This is a genomic window from Cronobacter condimenti 1330, from assembly GCF_001277255.1.
Lineage (GTDB): Bacteria > Pseudomonadota > Gammaproteobacteria > Enterobacterales > Enterobacteriaceae > Cronobacter > Cronobacter condimenti.
Genome location: NZ_CP012264.1, coordinates 1,676,335 through 1,692,113, shown reverse-complemented (window position 1 = coordinate 1,692,113; position 15,779 = coordinate 1,676,335). Strand labels below are relative to the sequence as shown.

The following is a 15,779-nucleotide window of genomic DNA, read 5'->3' as shown; positions in this document are numbered from 1 at the left end:
GCACGCCCAGTTTCATGACATGCTTCAAATCGATAAAAAGTTACTTATTCAACTGGAACAGCGACATCCCTTGCATATCACTGAACGCTTTATAGGAAGCCTGAAGCGCTGCCTGCTGCATCACATAGGAGGAGATGGCCGAGTTCCAGTCCACATCCACAAGGCTACTCATCTGCGCGGTCTGACCCAGAGTACGTTCAGCACCCAGCTCATCGAGGTTTTGCAGCTCTTTCATCTGCGTCCCCACTTCCGCCAGTACCGTCCCGACGTTATCCAGCGCATTGCCAAGACCACGAGAGGTTTTGGTAATCGCATTCAGCGCATTCTGCTGCGTGGTTTCATCCGCGCCTTCGAGCGGCGTTTTCAGCGCAGCAATGGCGGAATCAAGCATTTTGAACACGTTGGTTTCGCTCGGCGAGCCGTCCGGCTCCGGCGTGGCGTTACTGGTGAGGCTGTTGAATACCGTATTGCCGTTGTGGCCGATAACCATCGTACGCGCGGAATCCACCTGCTGAGTGATGTTATCCAGCCCACCGTTATAGGTAATGTTGCCCGGCGTGCCGCTAAACGGCGCCGCATCGGTTTTATAGCCGGCAAAAATATAGCGGCCATTACCGTCAGCGCTGTTCGCGAGGTTCAGCAGCTGATCGCGCATCCCCTGCAGGTCGGTCGCGACCGACGCACGGTCGCTGTCACTCAGCGTACCGTTGTTGGCGTATACCATTTTTTCCTGCGCGGAGGTGATAACGCTGGTCACCTGGCTCAGCACGCTCGACTCCAGTGATACTTTCTGGGTCGCGAAGGTGCGCGCCTGGGTGTACTGTTCGTTCTGCGCCTGCGCCTGAGAAAGCACCACGGCCTGTGCCGCGGCGATAGGATCATCAGACGGACGGTTCACACGTTTGCCGGTGGACATCTGCTCACCGTATTTCAGCCAGGTACTCTGCGAGTCGGTAATGCCCCGCATGTTCTGCTGATACATCATTTGTGTACTAATACGCATTGTTCGGTTCCCTGTTAGCGAATCTGGAGAAGGGCGTCAAACAGCGCGGACGCGGTCTGCAGCACCTGGGCATTCGCCATGTAGTACTGCTGGAAGCGCTGCAGGTTGCCGTATTCTTCATCCAGGTTTACCCCGGAAATGGACTGCTGCTGTTTGGTCAGCTGCGTGGCCACGTTAGTCTGCGTCGTGCTGGAGCTTTTCAGCGTATTCGTGGTGTTACCCACGTTACTGATAAACGCCGCATAGGCATCGTTAAAGGTTTTGCTGCCGCCGATGGTTTTGCTGTTTTGCAGATCCAGCAGCGCTTTACCGTTACGGTTGTCGCTCTCGCCAGACGTCGCATCCGACGCCATCGCGATTTCCGCCTCGTCGTGTACCGCCACATCCATGCTGATGATGACGTTCGCGACCGGTTTCACGGTAAAGGTGTCTTTGTTCGCCGCCGCACCGGTAATGTCGACCTTCAGGCCGTCAAATGCCAGTGAAGCCAGGTTGCCAGAACCATCCAGCGTCGGCGTGGCGTTGACGATAACGTTGTCAGACAGACGCGTCACTTTCCAGTTAGCACCGTCAAACGCCATCTGATAATCACTGGCTTTCACCGCTTTGCTATCAGTGATAGTCGCGGTCAGCGAGGCCGTTCCCGTGTTACGGGTGTTACTCATCGCCGCTGCGGTGCCAAGCTTAAAGAACGCTTTACCGGGATCGCCGTTAGCATCAAAGCCCGCTTCGTGCTGCTTGTTGAACGAGTCGCCAAACGCAAGCGCCAACTGGCCCAGGTTGTTACGCGCCAGATCCAGATCCTGAGAGCGGAAAGCGAACAGACCGCCCAGCGACCCGGTGGTCACCAGTCGCTCCGGGATCTCAATATTGCCCGCAATTTTATCCACGAACGCGATGGTAGTACGGCCCGGATCGGCGCTGGACGGCACGGCGGCAAGCTGGCTGGCTTTGCTGCCCTGCACCAGGTTGTAGCCGTTCGCCATCGTGACGTTAAAGGTGTTGCCATCCTGAACGGTGACATCAACGCCGACGATTTTATTCAGCTCGCTCACCAGTTGATCGCGCTGATCCAACAGATCGTTTGGCGATGCGCCCGCACCCATCCCGGTCAGGCGGGTGATCTGTTCGTTCAGCGACGCAATCTGGGTCGCGAAGTTATTGATCTGCTGGACGTTTGCGGTAACGGCCGTACTGACCTGCTTATCCTGGTCACGCAGATACTGATCCACCACTTTGAACTGGTTAACCAGACCGTCTGCTTTGCCAAGCAGAGTCTGACGCGCGGCCGGATCTTCGGCGTTGCTGGCCAGCGTTTGCAGGCTTTTGAAGAAATCCTGCATCGTGGTAGAGATGTTATTGGTAGTGCCAGAGAGCATATCGTCGATTTTCGACATCTGCTCATAACGGGTGGTTAACCCGCTGCTCTGGTTTTGCGCCGCGTTCAGCTGATTGGTGATAAATGCATCATATTCACGCTGAATACCGGACACATACACGCCGTTGCCAACCCAGCCGCCCTGCGTCATGGTGCTGTTAGACTGCCCCAGAATGGTGGTCTGGCGGGTATAGCCTGCGACGTTGTAGTTAGAGATGTTATTGCTCACCGTGCTCAGTGCGGTTTGCGCCGCACTCAGGCCACTCATGGCGCTATTAATTAAGCTACTGGACATGGAGGTTCCTTTTGAACATTCATACGCGGGTCCTGACGATAATTATCGGCAGCCCTTACGAGAACTTGAGCCGTTTCAGAACAACGTCGAGATATCCTGGCTGTACGCTTTGCTCACCTTTTCACCGACCGCTTTCATCTGCTGAATCATGCTGGTGAGCTTACGGGCGTAGTTCGGATCGGTCGCGTAGCCCGCGGCCTGCAACGCTTGCGCGCCCTCTTCCGCTGAGCCTGCGCTGGTCACCGCCGCATAGCGCGGGTTGCGCGTCAGCATGCCCACGTAATCGGACAGCGCTTCAAGATACGAGCCGTAGACGCGGAACTTCGCTTTCACTTTCTTCGCTTCACCGTTTTCATATTCGGTGGTAGTGATTTCCGTCACCGGCCCTTTCCAGGAAGAGGTCGCTTTAACGCCGAAAATGTTAAAGCTCGGCTCACCGTTCTCTTTGCGGATCTGGCGCTGGCCCCAGCCTGATTCGAGCGCCGCCTGGGCGAGGATCAGGTGATGGGGCACACCGCTCTGCTGGCTCGCCAGTTTCGCCGGCAGTGAAAGCTGCGCGAGGAAGTCTTTGCTGTCACCGGAGAGCGGCTCTTCATTCGACGGCGCCTTCGGCATGGCCTGACGCACAATCTGGGTGATCGCCTGGTTGCGGTAGCTATTCATGGTGTCGATATCAAATTTCATCGGCACCTGAGACGTGGTTTGTGCCTGCGCAGGCTCCGCAGCCGCAGACGGATCGCCGCCCATCTGTTTGACCATCATGTCAGCAAGGCCGAGGCCTTTGCCCGCGGTCATCTGCTGGGCGATTTGCTGATCGTACATGCTGGTGTAAAGCCGTGTCTGATCGCTACTGAACATCCCATCCTTGGGTAACGCTTCGCGCATGCTCTTCAGCATCATTTGCACGAACATCCCTTCCACCTGGCGGGCAACCGATTTCAGGTTGCCGTTCGGATCCTTTCCAGCCTTAGCTTTCAGGTCATTGAGCGATTGCGCATCAAAGGCGGCGCTGGACAGTAATTTGCTATCAGTCAGCATCAGATGATTTCCAGTTTGGCGCGCAGACAGCCCGCGCTTTGCATGGATTGCAGAATTGACATCAGATCCATCGGGGTTGCACCCAGCGCATTCAGGGCGCGCACCACGCTGTTCAGGTTGGCGCTGGAGGTCACACGCTGCAACGCACCGCCGCTCTGGCGCATATCAATCTGAGTTTGCGGCGTGACAACCGTCTGGCCGCCGCCGAACGGCGTATCCGGCTGGCTCACATTCGCCTGCTGGTTAACCGTCACGGAAAGGTTGCCCTGCGCGACCGCACAGCTGTCGAGGGACACTTCGCGGTTCATTACCACGGAGCCGGTGCGTGAGTTAATGATGACTTTGGCGTCCTGAACCGCGACATTCACTTCAAGGTTCTGGATGCCTGCCAGCAGTTGTACCTGAGAGCTGCCGCCGCCTGGCGCACGCACCTGCACGGTACGGGCATCCAGCGCCATGGCGCTGCCATAACCGCGTGCGCGGTTAATGGTGTCAGAGATCTGCTGTGCCAGCGTAAAGTCGTCATTATTCAGCTGCAGGTTGATCGTGTTGCCGTTACCAAACTGGGTCGGCAGTTCACGTTCAATTACCGCGCCGTTAGTGATACGGCCACCGTTAAGCTGGTTCACCTGAACACTGCTGCCGCCAGCGGATGCGCCCGCGCCACCTATCAGAATGTTGCCCTGCGCCAGTGCGTAAACCTGGTTGTCGACGCCTTTCAGCGGCGTCATCAGCAGCGTACCGCCGCGCAGGCTTTTGGCGTTACCCATCGAGGAAACGACAACGTCAATGGACTGACCCTGACGCGCGAACGCCGGGTAAGAAGCGGTCACCATAACCGCCGCCACGTTTTTTAGCTGCATGTTTGTGCCCGCCGGGACGGTGATCCCAAGCTGGGAGAGCATGTTATTCAGGCTCTGCGTGGTAAACGGCGTCTGGGTCGTCTGGTCACCCGTGCCGTCAAGGCCTACCACCAGGCCGTAGCCGATCAGGGAGTTTTCACGTACACCCTGTACGGTGGTTAAGTCACGAATGCGGTCAGCTTGCGCGAAGGTCGCGACGAGCAGCAGCAGGAGTCCTGGGAGCGATTTAAACATTTTTCACCTCTGTTACATCGGCGATAAATTAAGGAAGAAACGCTGTAGCCATCCCATGTTCTGCGCTTCGTTGATATAGCCGTTGCCGACATATTCGATTCGGGCATCCGCCACCTGCGTGGACGGTACCGTGTTGCTGCCGCTAATGGTGCGAGGATTAACCACGCCCGAGAAGCGGATAAATTCTGTGCCCTGGTTGATGGCAATCTGTTTTTCACCTACCACGTGCAGGTTGCCGTTGGCGAGAACCTGATCGACGGTCACAGTCAGCGTGCCGCTGAAGGTGTTGCTGGCGTTAGCGCCGCCTTTACCATTAAAGGTATTGCCACCGGACGCGCTGACATCGGCGCGCGCATTGCCAAAGAGGCCCTGGAGATAGCGCGGTACGGTATCAAGACCGAAGTTGGTCTTGCCGTCGCGGCTGGCGTTCGCCGACGAGCTCTTGCTCGCACTGACGTTTTCTTGCAGCTCAATCGTGAGCGTGTCGCCGACATTACGCGGACGACGGTCTTCGAACAGCGGCTGATAACCGTAGTTAATCTGCTGTACCGACTGGAAAATGGAACCGTTAACCACCGGCGCGGGGGCAGGTGCGGGCTGCGCGGTCGTCGCGCCCTGAACCAGCGGAGTAGAAGGCACCCACGCACAACCCGAAAGGGTCATTGCGAGAGCTATCGCTAAAGGGCAGAGTTGCGCACCGGTCTTTTGCATTGCTTTCATCTTCAGTAGTGGCGTTCGGTGTGGCTTATCGCCACACCGAAACAGGCTTTAGAGTTGCGTCAGTTTTTGCAGCATCTGGTCAGTGGTGGAAACCGCTTTACTGTTAATCTCGTAAGCGCGCTGCACCTGGATCATGTTGACCAGCTCTTCCGCCACGTTGACGTTAGAGGTTTCGACATAACCTTGATACAGCAGCCCTGCACCGTTCAGGCCCGGCGTGCTTTCGTTCGGCGTGCCGGAGGACTGCGTTTCGGTGTAGAGGTTTTCACCAATGCTTTCCAGACCACTGTCGTTCATAAAGGTGGTCAGGTTGATCTGGCCGACCTGAACTGGCGCTGCCGTTCCCTGCTGGGTCACGCTCACCACGCCGTCGCGACCGACGGTGATGCTCAGCGCATTCGCCGGGATAGTAATAGCAGGCTGTACCTGGAAGCCGCCCGCGGTCACGAGCTGGCCGTTCTGATCTACCTGGAAAGAACCGTCGCGGGTATACGCGGAGGTGCCGTCCGGCAGCAGAACCTGGAAGAAGCCCTGGCCTTTAATAGCGACATCTTTACTGTTGTTGGTCTGAGACAGGTTGCCCTGGCTGTGCAGACGTTCAGTGGCGACAGGGCGCACACCGGTACCAATCTGCAGACCGGAAGGCAGCGTCGTCTGTTCAGACGACTGCGCACCCGGCTGGCGGATGGTTTGATAAAGCAGATCTTCAAATACCGCGCGCTGACGTTTGAAACCATTGGTGCTTACGTTCGCCAGGTTGTTGGCGATAACGTCCATATTGGTTTGCTGGGCGTCGAGACCGGTTTTGGCAATCCATAAAGAACTGATCATAGTGTCGTCCTGTTGATTAACTTATCGACAATAACTGGTTAGCGCGTTGCTCGTTCTCATCGACGCTGCTGATGATTTTCATCTGCATTTCGAAGCGACGGGCGTTGGCTATCATGTCGGTCATTGCTTCCACGGGTTTCACGTTGCTGCCTTCCAGCACGCCTGACATCAGGCTGATGGTCGGGTCGGCCTGCAACGTCGCACCGCGGGCGGTCTGCGCCTGCTGGTTTAAACGGAACAGCCCGTCATCGCCACGCACCACTTCCTGCGCGCTGGCTTTTACCATTTTCAGGCGGCCAACCGGGGCAATGGTGTTGGGTGCATCGCCCGGGTTCAGCACGGAGATAGTCCCGTCGGCGGCGATCGTGACTTCTGCGCCTTCCGGCACCACGACCGGACCGCCCTCGCCCATCACAGGATTTCCCTGGATGGTCAGCTGGCCGGTCGCGGTGCGCTGGATGTTACCGTTGCGGGTATACGCTTCGGTGCCGTCCGGCGCCTGTACCGCCAGCCAGCCGTCGCTGCCCTGAATGGCAACGTCCAGCGGACGCGAGGTGTAGTCGAGCGAGCCCTGGCTCATGTTGACGCCAGGGGTGGAAGCCGTGACCAGCGTACGGGTTGGCAATGACAGCCCTTCTACCGGCACGGCGCGCAGCGCGTTGAGCTGAGCGCGAAAGCCAGGCGTTGAGGCGTTGGCCAGGTTGCTCGCCGTAACAGACTGCTGATTCAGCGTCTGGCTGGCTGCGCCCATGGCGGTATAAATTGCGTGATCCATTAAGCCATCCCTTCAGACAATTAACGCAGGTTAACCAGGGTATTGAGGATCTGATCCTGAGTCTTGATGGTCTGCGCGTTCGACTGGTAGTTACGCTGCGCGACGATCATGTTGACCAGTTCTTTACTCAAATCGACGTTCGAGGCTTCGAGCGCGCCGCTGGTCAGCTTACCGAAGTTACCGGTGCCAGCAGAACCCAGCAGTGCCACACCAGAAGCGGTGCTTGCTGACCATACGTTGTCGCCCTGAGAAGCAAGACCTTCCGGGTTCGCAAAGTTCGCCAGAACGATCTGACCCAGCAGCTGGCTCTTCTCGTTGGAGTAGTTGCCAACAAGGCTGCCGTCTTCGTTCACGGAGTAACCGACCAGGTCGCCCGGCTTGTAGCCGTTCTGGTTGGAGGTCAGGATGACGTTCGCGCCAGAGTTCTGCTGGGTGGTGCCCGTCATGTTCATGGTGAAGCTGAATGCCGCAGAGCCGTTCAGCGCAGCCACGGCAACCGGTACCTGCTGAGAGCCCGCCGGTGCAGCGTTAGTGATGCCGGTCAGGGCGCCGCTGTCGCTGAAGGTCAGGCTGGTCAGCGGCGCGGTCGGCGTCGCGGAGCCAACGCTGGTGTCCATGTTGTAGACATCCCATTTGTTGTCAGCGGTTTTCACGTAGTACAGCTTCAGGTTGTGTTCGTTACCCAGGCTGTCGTAAACGGTCAGCGGCACGCTTTTGTTAAAGGTGCTGGAGTTAGCCGGATCAAACGGGGACTGCGCCGGAACATCGTCAGACGAGTTCAGGTTCATTACGAAGTTTGCGCTGGTGGTTTTGCTCGCCGGCATCTGCGCGGTTGGAACGGTCAGCGCAACCGGGTCTGCGCCCTGCTGAATGGTCGGCGGGGTGCCGGTTGCCGGATAGCCGGTGACCTGCATGCCCTGCATGTTGACCAGGTTGCTTTTTTCGTCCAGTTTGAACTGGCCGTTACGGCTGTAGAATACGCCGCCGTTAGAGTCGACCAGACGGAAGAAACCGTTCTGGCTGATAGCGACGTCAAGCTTACGACCGGTGTTGGTGGTCACGCCGTCGCCGAAGTCCTGAGTAATGCCCGCAACTTTAACGCCAAGACCCGCTTTTGAGCCGGCAAACATATCGGCGAAAGAGACGGTGCCAGACTTAAAACCATAAGTGGCGGAGTTGGCAATGTTGTTGCCGATAACGTCGAGGTTAGTGCTGGCAGCATTCAGACCGCTGACCGCTTGTGAAAAGGCCATTTCTTACTCCTGATAAGATTGAAGGCTTAAATAATTTGCCGTACCTGGTCGAGTGAGGCAGTCCCGTAGGTGCCCAGATCCAGCAGGCTCGAACCGTTGCTTCGCGTAATGCCGTTCACTAGCGCGAAGTTAAGCGGCTGAGCGACCAGCTGGGTGCCTCCGTTGCTTGCAGCGATGGAGACGTTGTAGGAGCCATCCGGCGCCTTAGTGCCGTCGCTCATCGAGCCATCCCAAGAGAAGGTATGGACCCCAGCGCTCAGCGCGCCGATTTCGATGGTACGAACGACTTTCCCGCTCTTATCAGTGACAGTGGCGGTAACTTTATCTGCGGCCTGTTGCAACTCAACGCCAAACGGTGTTGTGGTGTCTTTGCCAGTCAGAATTGAGCTGCCCGGGATCATCACGCCGTGACCGATAAGCGCGCTCGCCGCAAGCGACTGGCTGTTATCAATCTGGCCGGAGATAGATCCGAGCGTGGTATTCAGTTTTTCAATGCCGCTAACGGTACTGATCTGCGCAAGCTGCGTGGTCAGTTCGTTATTCTGCAGCGGGTTGGTCGGGTCCTGGTTTTTCAACTGCGCGACCAAAAGCGTCAGGAAGCTGCTTTGCAGATCCGACGCTTTACTCCCGGTCAGGCTGCTGCCGGACGTCGCGCTGCTGGTACTACTGGTGCTATAACTGTCGCTAATGCCTGGCGTAATCGACATGACTCTCTCCTTTATTGACCGAGCGTGAGCGTTTTGAGCATCATGCTTTTCACGGTGTTCAGCACTTCGACGTTAGCCTGATAGCTGCGTGAGGCAGACATGGAGTTCACCATCTCGCCTACGACGTCAACGTTCGGCATACGGACATACCCTTTGGCATCGGCCAGCGGGTTGCCTGGCTCATAGATGAGCTTGTCCGGCGCCTGGCTTTCCACCACATCCGTTACCTTCACGCCGCCTGTCGCCGCACCCGGCGCTGCATCTACCTGGAAGACCACTTGCTTTGCGCGGTAAGGCTGACCATCCGGCCCGGTCGCGCTGTCGGCGTTGGCAAGGTTACTTGCCGCCACGTTCATGCGTTTGGATTGCGCGGTCATCGCTGAGCCGGCAATGTCGAAAATATTTAAAAGCGCCATCGCTTCTTAACCCTTACTGTTGCTGCAGCACGGACATCATGCTTTTGATTTGGCCGCCAAGAACCTGCAGATCGGTCTGATACTTCAGGCTGTTGTCGGCAAACTGGGTGCGCTCACGGTCCATATCGACGGTGTTGCCATCCATCGACGGCTGATCCGGCACGCGGTAAAGCAAATCAAGAGAAGCGCCGGTCGACGCCTGAGCCGGTATATGGCGTGATGAGGTCATGGCGAGCGTCATGGTGCTGCCTGACGCGCGGCCCTGATCCATCACTTTTTTCAGTTGGCTGGCGAAATCAATATCGCGCGCCTGAAAACCTGGGGTATCGGCGTTGGCGATATTGGCCGCCAGAATCTCCTGACGCTGAGCGCGTAGATTGATAGCTTCCTGTTGAAAGCGCAGCGCGGCGTCCAGTTTATCGAGCATGATTCCTCCAATTAGTCTGGTAAGTGTGCAAATCTTACTGCCCCACACGCGTGCGTTATCGTTGGAATAAACGCAAAATGCGTCGCTATTTGTTGCCTTGAACAAAAACAGAGCGGAGTAGAATCCTTCCTGTTCCAAATGTGGAGAAGTGCAATGAAGAGCCTGAAATACTGTCTCGCCGCGGTTTTGCTGCTGTTAAGCCCCGGAATTTTCGCCGATATGCTCAATGCCCAACTGACGCCGTTCTTTCTTCAGCGTCTGACGGGGATAAGTGATGCGGTGGTGGTAACGGTGAAAACGCCGGAGCCGCAGAGACTGACTTGCGACAATCCTGATTTCAGCCTGCCGGGCAACGCCCGTTTGTGGGGCAATCTCAGCGTGCTGGTGCGCTGTGGGAATGAAAAACGGTATATGCAGGTGAATGTTCAGGCCTTCGGGAACTATGTAGTGGCAAGTCAGCCTGTCGCGCGCGGCGGCACGCTGAACGAATCCAACCTCCGCCTTGAACGCGGTCGGCTGGATCTCCTGCCCCCAAAAGCTATGCTCAATCTTGACCAGGCACGTGAAGCTGTTACGCTGCGTGACCTCGCGCCAAACCAGCCAGTCATGCTGTCGATGGTACGCCAGTCATGGCGTGTTAAAGCGGGTCAACAGGTACAGATTATCGCCAACGGCGAAGGCTTTAGCATTAATGGCGAAGGCCGAGCGCTAAACAACGCGGCGGTGGCGCAAAACGCCCGGGTAAGAATGGCCTCAGGCCAGGTGGTAAGCGGCATCGTGGGTTCTGATGGGATTATTCTGATTAACCTGTAATCTTTTAAAGAATTCATTGTGGCTGCCGATATAGTTAATCAACTAACGATGACTATCGGCTCTATGCCGCGAGCCCCTCTATGAGGAAAAAATCCATGACTATTGAACGCACGTCCCCCCTGAAACCAGTGAGTACGGTGCAACCGCGCGAAAACAGTGAACCGCAGGCACCAAAAGCCCGTCCGACGGAAACCGCCGCGGCAGGCAGTGCCAGCGTCACCTTAAGCGGCGCCCAGGCCAAACTGATGAAGCCAGGCGCTGATGATATCAACGTTGAGCGTGTGGAAGCGCTGAAGGCCGCCATTCGTAATGGTGACCTGAAAATGGACACCGGCAAAATTGCCGATGCGCTTATCCAGGAAGCTCAGAGTTTCTTGCAGGATAAATAATCTATGAGCCGTCTGTCAGAAGTGTTAGACCAAATGACAACTGTACTGAATTCGCTGAAGTCTGTGATGGACGCGGAGCAGTATCAGTTATCCGCGGGCAGTCTTAACGGCAGTGCGCTTCAGCGCATCACCGAAGAGAAAAGCTCGCTGCTGGCCACGCTGGACTATCTTGAGCAGCAACGCCGCAGCGAACAAAACACGCAACGTGCCGCCTCGCCTGAAATGGCTGAGCGCTGGCAGACGATCACTCAGAAAACCCTGCACTTGCGCGATCTGAATCTGCATAACGGCTGGTTGCTCGAAGGGCAAATGACGCGTAACCAGCAAGCTCTGGCGGTATTAAAGCCGCATCAGGAGCCCGCGCTTTACGGCGCGAACGGGCAGACTTCCGCAAATATGCATCGCGGCGGGAAAAAGATAGCTATCTGACCGCAAGGTTGATGGGGTAAAAAAGACTATTCCGGCAGGGTTTCCCTGCTGGAAGGTTTTTTTACATCTGAATACTGGCAACGGATACGCTGGTGCCCGCTTATAAAAACAAAAAAACGCCGGGTTACCCCGGCGTGTCGTGATGTAAAACAGCGTTGCTTATCGTGTGCGGCGCGCGAAGTCGCGGAACCGGAAGCCAAGCAGCGTTAGCGTGGCGAAATAGGCAATAACCCCTGCCACCACCACCGCCGCAAGACGCAGCAAACGCACCGGCATCGTACCGGTCGCCCACTCAGGCATAAACTGCATCACACCGACGAGGGCGGCGGACATCACCACCACGGCTATGATAAGACGCACTAAAAAGGCGCCCCACCCCGGCTGCGGCTCAAAAATCTTGCGCTTGCGTAACTGCCAGTAAAGCAGGCCCGCGTTAAGGCAGGCCGCGAGGCCAATGGAGAGCGCCAGGCCCGCGTGCTTCAGCGGCCCAATAAAGGCCAGGTTCATCAGCTGCGTCATGATAAGCGTCACAATGGCGATTTTGACCGGCGTTTTAATGTCCTGTCGCGAGTAGAACCCCGGCGCCAGCACTTTTACCACGATAAGCCCCATCAGCCCGACCGAATACGCCACCAGCGCCCGCTGGGTCATCATCGCGTCGGTTGCGGAAAATTTCCCGTACTGGAACAGCGACACGGTAAGCGGTTTGGCAAGAATACCCAGCGCGACGGCGCTTGGCAGCGCCAGTAAAAAGCACAGGCGCAGGCCCCAGTCCATCAGGCGCGAATATTCATCATGGTTGCCGCTCGCGAAACTGCGCGACAGCGACGGCAGTAAAATTGTGCCAAGCGCGACGCCCAGCACGCCGGACGGAAACTCCATCAGGCGGTCGGCGTAATACATCCAGGAGACCGAACCGGAAACCAGGAACGAAGCGAAAATGGTGTTAATGATAAGCGAGATCTGGCTTACCGAGACGCCGAGGATCGCCGGGCCCATCTGCTTTACCACCCGCATCGCGCCTGCATCTTTTAAATTGATGCGCGGCAACACCAGCATGCCGATTTTCTTCAGGTGCGGCAGTTGATAGAGCAGTTGCAGCACGCCGCCCACCGTTACCGCCCAGGCCAGCGCCAGCACCGGCGGGTTAAAGTACGGCGCGGCAAAAAGCGCGAAGCCTATCATGCTGATATTGAGAAGCGTCGGGGCGAATGCCGGTACCGAGAAGCGGTTCCAGGTGTTCAGGATGGCGCCGGCGAGCGAGGCCAGCGAAATCAGCAGAATATAAGGAAAGGTGATACGCAGCAGTGAGGAGGTCAGCGCGAATTTATCCGCCGTGTCGGCAAAACCCGGTGCCGTCACCAGAATCACCCAAGGGGCTGCCAGCATCCCCGCCACCGTCACGATAAAGAGCGCAAGCGTCAGCAAACCCGAGACATAAGCGACAAACACCCGTGTGGCGTCTTCGCCTTGCTTGCTTTTATATTCCGCGAGGATTGGCACAAAGGCCTGTGAAAACGCGCCCTCGGCAAAGATGCGCCGCAGCAGGTTCGGCAGCTTAAAGGCGACAAAAAAGGCGTCGGTCGCGAGGCCCGCGCCAAACACCCGCGCCACAATGGCGTCGCGCGCAAATCCCAGTACGCGGGAAAACATGGTCATTGAGCTGACCGCAGCCAGCGACTTCAGTAAATTCATTCTTGTACTTTCCCATAAACACCGACGCCTGCAGGGCAGGCGTCAGGGGCTTTTCAGCGAAGCGCTTAGTCTACTCGACTGAAAGGGAAATACTACTGGCAGTTGCGCGCCGCGGTTACTCGCGCATCGCCTCGCGCCACAGGCGTTCCACAACGCGCTGTGCGAGGAGCGCCTGCTCGCCTGCGGTTTCCGGAACCGTCTGATTTTGCACGCAGTCGATGAAATGCCGCGCGCAACCGGCAAAGCCGCGCTGCTCAAGCGTGCTCTGCCAGCCCGGCACCGGCCGGTGCACCACGCCTGCACCGCGCTCTTCACGCCAGTCGCGCATATCCGTGACGTCAATCAGCGCGCCATCGGTCACCGCCTGTACCCATTCGCGCTGGCTGCCTGCACGCCGATGCATACTGGTCGTGATGGAAAGCGTGCCCTTGCGAAAGTGATGTTCGGCGTACCACATTTCGCCCTGCCCGGTCGTTTGCAGCGCGCCGCTCGCAAGCGTCGCCTCACCACCGCCCAGCCACAGCGCGGTATCAACCAGATGCAGATAATCATCGAGTAACGTGAACCGCAGATCGTGCGGGCCGACGCTGTCGGCGCGATGTTTGTCCATACGCAGTGAAGCGGCGTCTCCCAGCGTATTTTTGAGTTCACGATACAGCGGCGCGAAACGACGGTTGAAGCCGACCATCAGTGTCAGGTTGCGTGCCCGGGCCTGCGCGACCAGACGCTCCGCGTCAGCCAGATTTTCCGCAAGCGGTTTATCCACGCAGACATGCACGCCCGCGTTAAGCAGCTCGCTCACCACCTGATAATGGCTGCTGGTGGCGCTGTGTACGAAAACCGCGTCGCACTGTGCGGCGAGCGAGGACAGCGAATCGATATACGGAATACGGTATGCCTCACACACCGGCAGCGCTTTGGCGCGCGTGGGCGAAAACGCGCCCGTCAGCGTCCAGTCCGTTGCCTGCGACAATACCGGCAGCCACGCTTTCTGCGCGATGCCGCCAAGCCCTACCACCCCAACGCGTAATTTTGCCACGGTTATTCCCCCAGATGGCCCAACAGTGATTCAAGGCGCTCGCGCAATTCCGCGACCTCAAGCTCCAGCGCCTCGACGCGGGCGGTCAGCGCGTCGGTATCGGTTACCGGCGCCTCGCTGTCATTCGCCTGCACGGCCGCCTCGGGCTCGCCGCAGAAAAGATGCATATAACGGCTCTCGCGCTTGCCCGGCTCACGCGCAAGACGCGTCACGAACGGGCCATCTTCGCGGGTGGCGAGCGTCTGCAACGCGCGCTCCAGCGCCGCCGTGTCGCTAAACTCATGCATTCTCGCCGCACGACTGCGCAGCTCGCCCGGCGTTTGTGCGCCGCGCAGCAGCAGGGTGGTCACCAGCGCCACTTCGGCGGGCGAGAATTTCAGGTCACCGAATTCTGAATTGCAAAAACGCTGCTCATATTTGGTGACGCGGTTGCCAAACCCGCTGACGGTGCGCAGATAGTGGCGCTTCACCAGGTTATCTAACGTCTCCTGAACCTGCGCCTCGCTCAGGTTCATCACCGGCTCGCGGTTGGTTTTCTGGTTGCAGGCGGTCACCAGGCCGTTGACCGAGAGCGGATATTGCTCAGGCGTCGTGACTTGTTTTTCCAGCATGCAGCCGATGACGCGCGCTTCCAGCGCGCTGAACTGATGTTTCATGATTTTCTCCTCAACGCCCCGGCGTCCATTCGCGCGCGGTAAGCGCGGTCAGCACGTGATCGCGCCAGACGCCGTCAATCAGTAAGTAATCTTTGGCATAGCCTTCTTTTTCAAACCCGAGGCGCGCCAGCAAGTCGCCGCTGCGCTGATTGTGCGGCATATAGTTGGCCATGATGCGGTGCATGTGCTGGCTGCGCTGCATATAGCGAATGGCGCTGGTCAGGGCTTCAAACATCAGCCCCTGCCCCTGCCACTTTTCGCCGAGTGAATAGCCGAGATAGCAGGCGTGGAACGAGCCGCGCACCACATTGGAAAAATTGGCGACGCCGCGAATTTCGTTTTCATCGGGATCAAGCAGCGCAAAATAGAAGGCGTTGCCTTGCTTGTGGAGTTCATTAATCATGCCAAGACGCGCCTGCCAGCCTGACGGGTAGCAGTGACTTTCATCGCGCACCGGCTCCCAGGGTTTGAGGAACTGGCGGTTTTCGGCGTAATAGTCCGCAAGCCGCCATGCGTCGCGATCGTGGACCAGGCGCACCACCAGCCGGTCTGTCGTTAACCTTATCTTCGGCACGTTACTTCGGTAGCCAAACATCGATACCCTACTCCTTTCTCGGCATTATTCCTGACTCCAGCCCCGGACAGCGCGCCATCGCGGGCCTTACGTTTTACTATAACCGCGGTGAACAAAACAGTGAAAACAGCAACATGCCATTCTTTGAGGCGCCACGCGCCCGAACGATGAATTTCATGAATCAATCATAGCGATCGATAAAAAAATATTGTCGCGCAAAACATCACCACTGCACGCGCCAGGC

The 15,779-nt window shown here is 57.5% G+C and carries 18 protein-coding genes; 3 read left to right on the top strand and 15 right to left on the bottom strand.

Annotated elements, in window-relative coordinates; translation table 11 throughout:
• Positions 1–40: 40 nt before the first annotated feature.
• The 11 genes from flgL to flgB form a co-directional block, all read right to left on the bottom strand.
• Entirely contained in the window at positions 41–1,003 is a 963-nt protein-coding gene (gene flgL, locus AFK62_RS07760; RefSeq protein ID WP_053531829.1) for a flagellar hook-associated protein FlgL, read from the bottom strand.
• 14 nt (positions 1,004–1,017) lie between these two features.
• Positions 1,018–2,676, bottom strand: coding sequence for a flagellar hook-associated protein FlgK (flgK, locus tag AFK62_RS07755; protein ID WP_053531828.1), 1,659 nt, complete (start codon positions 2,674–2,676; stop codon positions 1,018–1,020).
• Positions 2,677–2,751: 75 nt separating this feature from the next.
• On the bottom strand, positions 2,752–3,714 hold the full coding sequence (gene flgJ, locus AFK62_RS07750) for a flagellar assembly peptidoglycan hydrolase FlgJ (protein ID WP_007663437.1): 963 nt from the start codon (positions 3,712–3,714) through the stop codon (positions 2,752–2,754).
• Complete coding sequence (locus AFK62_RS07745) at positions 3,714–4,811, bottom strand: flagellar basal body P-ring protein FlgI (protein ID WP_007663435.1); 1,098 nt, start codon at positions 4,809–4,811, stop codon at positions 3,714–3,716. The genes flgJ and AFK62_RS07745 overlap by 1 nt, the downstream gene beginning before the upstream one ends.
• A gap of 12 nt (positions 4,812–4,823) precedes the next feature.
• Positions 4,824–5,522 carry a flagellar basal body L-ring protein FlgH gene (gene flgH / locus AFK62_RS07740; RefSeq protein ID WP_053531827.1) on the bottom strand — a complete coding sequence of 233 codons (699 nt, stop codon included), beginning with the start codon at positions 5,520–5,522 and terminating at the stop codon, positions 4,824–4,826.
• Between the two features lie 57 nt (positions 5,523–5,579).
• Positions 5,580–6,362 (bottom strand): flagellar basal-body rod protein FlgG, encoded by a 783-nt coding sequence (flgG, locus tag AFK62_RS07735; protein WP_007663430.1) that lies wholly within the window; start codon positions 6,360–6,362, stop codon positions 5,580–5,582.
• 16 nt (positions 6,363–6,378) lie between these two features.
• Positions 6,379–7,137 (bottom strand): flagellar basal body rod protein FlgF, encoded by a 759-nt coding sequence (locus AFK62_RS07730; RefSeq protein ID WP_007663428.1) that lies wholly within the window; start codon positions 7,135–7,137, stop codon positions 6,379–6,381.
• A gap of 20 nt (positions 7,138–7,157) precedes the next feature.
• A complete protein-coding gene (gene flgE / locus AFK62_RS07725; protein WP_053531826.1) occupies positions 7,158–8,390 on the bottom strand; it encodes a flagellar hook protein FlgE in 1,233 nt (410 codons plus the stop codon).
• Between the two features lie 26 nt (positions 8,391–8,416).
• Entirely contained in the window at positions 8,417–9,097 is a 681-nt protein-coding gene (gene flgD, locus AFK62_RS07720) for a flagellar hook assembly protein FlgD (protein WP_007664300.1), read from the bottom strand.
• 11 nt (positions 9,098–9,108) lie between these two features.
• Positions 9,109–9,513, bottom strand: coding sequence for a flagellar basal body rod protein FlgC (gene flgC / locus AFK62_RS07715; RefSeq protein ID WP_007664302.1), 405 nt, complete (start codon positions 9,511–9,513; stop codon positions 9,109–9,111).
• Positions 9,514–9,526: 13 nt separating this feature from the next.
• Positions 9,527–9,940: a flagellar basal body rod protein FlgB gene (flgB, locus tag AFK62_RS07710; RefSeq protein ID WP_007664304.1), complete on the bottom strand. Its 414-nt coding sequence runs from the start codon at positions 9,938–9,940 to the stop codon at positions 9,527–9,529.
• Positions 9,941–10,093: 153 nt separating this feature from the next.
• Here flgB and flgA point away from each other — a divergent pair, with 153 nt between their 5' ends.
• The 3 genes from flgA to flgN all read left to right on the top strand — a co-directional run bounded on the left by flgA (position 10,094) and on the right by flgN (position 11,571).
• Positions 10,094–10,753, top strand: a complete 660-nt coding sequence (gene flgA, locus AFK62_RS07705; protein WP_007664306.1) for a flagellar basal body P-ring formation chaperone FlgA — start codon at positions 10,094–10,096, stop codon at positions 10,751–10,753.
• Between the two features lie 95 nt (positions 10,754–10,848).
• Complete coding sequence (gene flgM / locus AFK62_RS07700) at positions 10,849–11,142, top strand: flagellar biosynthesis anti-sigma factor FlgM (protein WP_007664310.1); 294 nt, start codon at positions 10,849–10,851, stop codon at positions 11,140–11,142.
• 3 nt (positions 11,143–11,145) lie between these two features.
• On the top strand, positions 11,146–11,571 hold the full coding sequence (flgN, locus tag AFK62_RS07695) for a flagella biosynthesis chaperone FlgN (RefSeq protein WP_007664312.1): 426 nt from the start codon (positions 11,146–11,148) through the stop codon (positions 11,569–11,571).
• A gap of 159 nt (positions 11,572–11,730) precedes the next feature.
• Here the strand turns inward: flgN and murJ are convergent, their stop codons facing one another.
• The 4 genes from murJ to rimJ form a co-directional block, all read right to left on the bottom strand.
• Positions 11,731–13,266: a murein biosynthesis integral membrane protein MurJ gene (gene murJ / locus AFK62_RS07690; protein ID WP_032983895.1), complete on the bottom strand. Its 1,536-nt coding sequence runs from the start codon at positions 13,264–13,266 to the stop codon at positions 11,731–11,733.
• A 115-nt stretch (positions 13,267–13,381) separates the two neighbouring features.
• Positions 13,382–14,305 carry a Gfo/Idh/MocA family protein gene (locus AFK62_RS07685; protein WP_007664318.1) on the bottom strand — a complete coding sequence of 308 codons (924 nt, stop codon included), beginning with the start codon at positions 14,303–14,305 and terminating at the stop codon, positions 13,382–13,384.
• Positions 14,306–14,307: 2 nt separating this feature from the next.
• Entirely contained in the window at positions 14,308–14,961 is a 654-nt protein-coding gene (locus tag AFK62_RS07680) for a YceH family protein (RefSeq protein WP_007664320.1), read from the bottom strand.
• Between the two features lie 10 nt (positions 14,962–14,971).
• Positions 14,972–15,556, bottom strand: a complete 585-nt coding sequence (gene rimJ, locus AFK62_RS07675; protein ID WP_053531825.1) for a ribosomal protein S5-alanine N-acetyltransferase — start codon at positions 15,554–15,556, stop codon at positions 14,972–14,974.
• Between the last annotated feature and the right edge of the window lie 223 nt (positions 15,557–15,779).

What these genes read in the sequence shown, in the direction of transcription:
- flgC (WP_007664302.1), bottom strand. Translation starts at nt 9,513, where the DNA reads ATGGCGCTTTTAAATATTTTCGACATTGCCGGCTCAGCGATGACCGCG.
- AFK62_RS07680 (WP_007664320.1), bottom strand. Translation starts at nt 14,961, where the DNA reads ATGAAACATCAGTTCAGCGCGCTGGAAGCGCGCGTCATCGGCTGCATG.
- flgE (WP_053531826.1), bottom strand. Translation starts at nt 8,390, where the DNA reads ATGGCCTTTTCACAAGCGGTCAGCGGTCTGAATGCTGCCAGCACTAAC.
- rimJ (WP_053531825.1), bottom strand. Translation starts at nt 15,556, where the DNA reads ATGTTTGGCTACCGAAGTAACGTGCCGAAGATAAGGTTAACGACAGAC.
- AFK62_RS07730 (WP_007663428.1), bottom strand. Translation starts at nt 7,137, where the DNA reads ATGGATCACGCAATTTATACCGCCATGGGCGCAGCCAGCCAGACGCTG.
- flgB (WP_007664304.1), bottom strand. Translation starts at nt 9,940, where the DNA reads ATGCTCGATAAACTGGACGCCGCGCTGCGCTTTCAACAGGAAGCTATC.
- flgM (WP_007664310.1), top strand. Translation starts at nt 10,849, where the DNA reads ATGACTATTGAACGCACGTCCCCCCTGAAACCAGTGAGTACGGTGCAA.
- flgA (WP_007664306.1), top strand. Translation starts at nt 10,094, where the DNA reads ATGAAGAGCCTGAAATACTGTCTCGCCGCGGTTTTGCTGCTGTTAAGC.
- AFK62_RS07745 (WP_007663435.1), bottom strand. Translation starts at nt 4,811, where the DNA reads ATGTTTAAATCGCTCCCAGGACTCCTGCTGCTGCTCGTCGCGACCTTC.
- flgG (WP_007663430.1), bottom strand. Translation starts at nt 6,362, where the DNA reads ATGATCAGTTCTTTATGGATTGCCAAAACCGGTCTCGACGCCCAGCAA.
- flgJ (WP_007663437.1), bottom strand. Translation starts at nt 3,714, where the DNA reads ATGCTGACTGATAGCAAATTACTGTCCAGCGCCGCCTTTGATGCGCAA.
- flgK (WP_053531828.1), bottom strand. Translation starts at nt 2,676, where the DNA reads ATGTCCAGTAGCTTAATTAATAGCGCCATGAGTGGCCTGAGTGCGGCG.
- murJ (WP_032983895.1), bottom strand. Translation starts at nt 13,266, where the DNA reads ATGAATTTACTGAAGTCGCTGGCTGCGGTCAGCTCAATGACCATGTTT.
- flgN (WP_007664312.1), top strand. Translation starts at nt 11,146, where the DNA reads ATGAGCCGTCTGTCAGAAGTGTTAGACCAAATGACAACTGTACTGAAT.
- flgD (WP_007664300.1), bottom strand. Translation starts at nt 9,097, where the DNA reads ATGTCGATTACGCCAGGCATTAGCGACAGTTATAGCACCAGTAGTACC.
- flgH (WP_053531827.1), bottom strand. Translation starts at nt 5,522, where the DNA reads ATGCAAAAGACCGGTGCGCAACTCTGCCCTTTAGCGATAGCTCTCGCA.
- flgL (WP_053531829.1), bottom strand. Translation starts at nt 1,003, where the DNA reads ATGCGTATTAGTACACAAATGATGTATCAGCAGAACATGCGGGGCATT.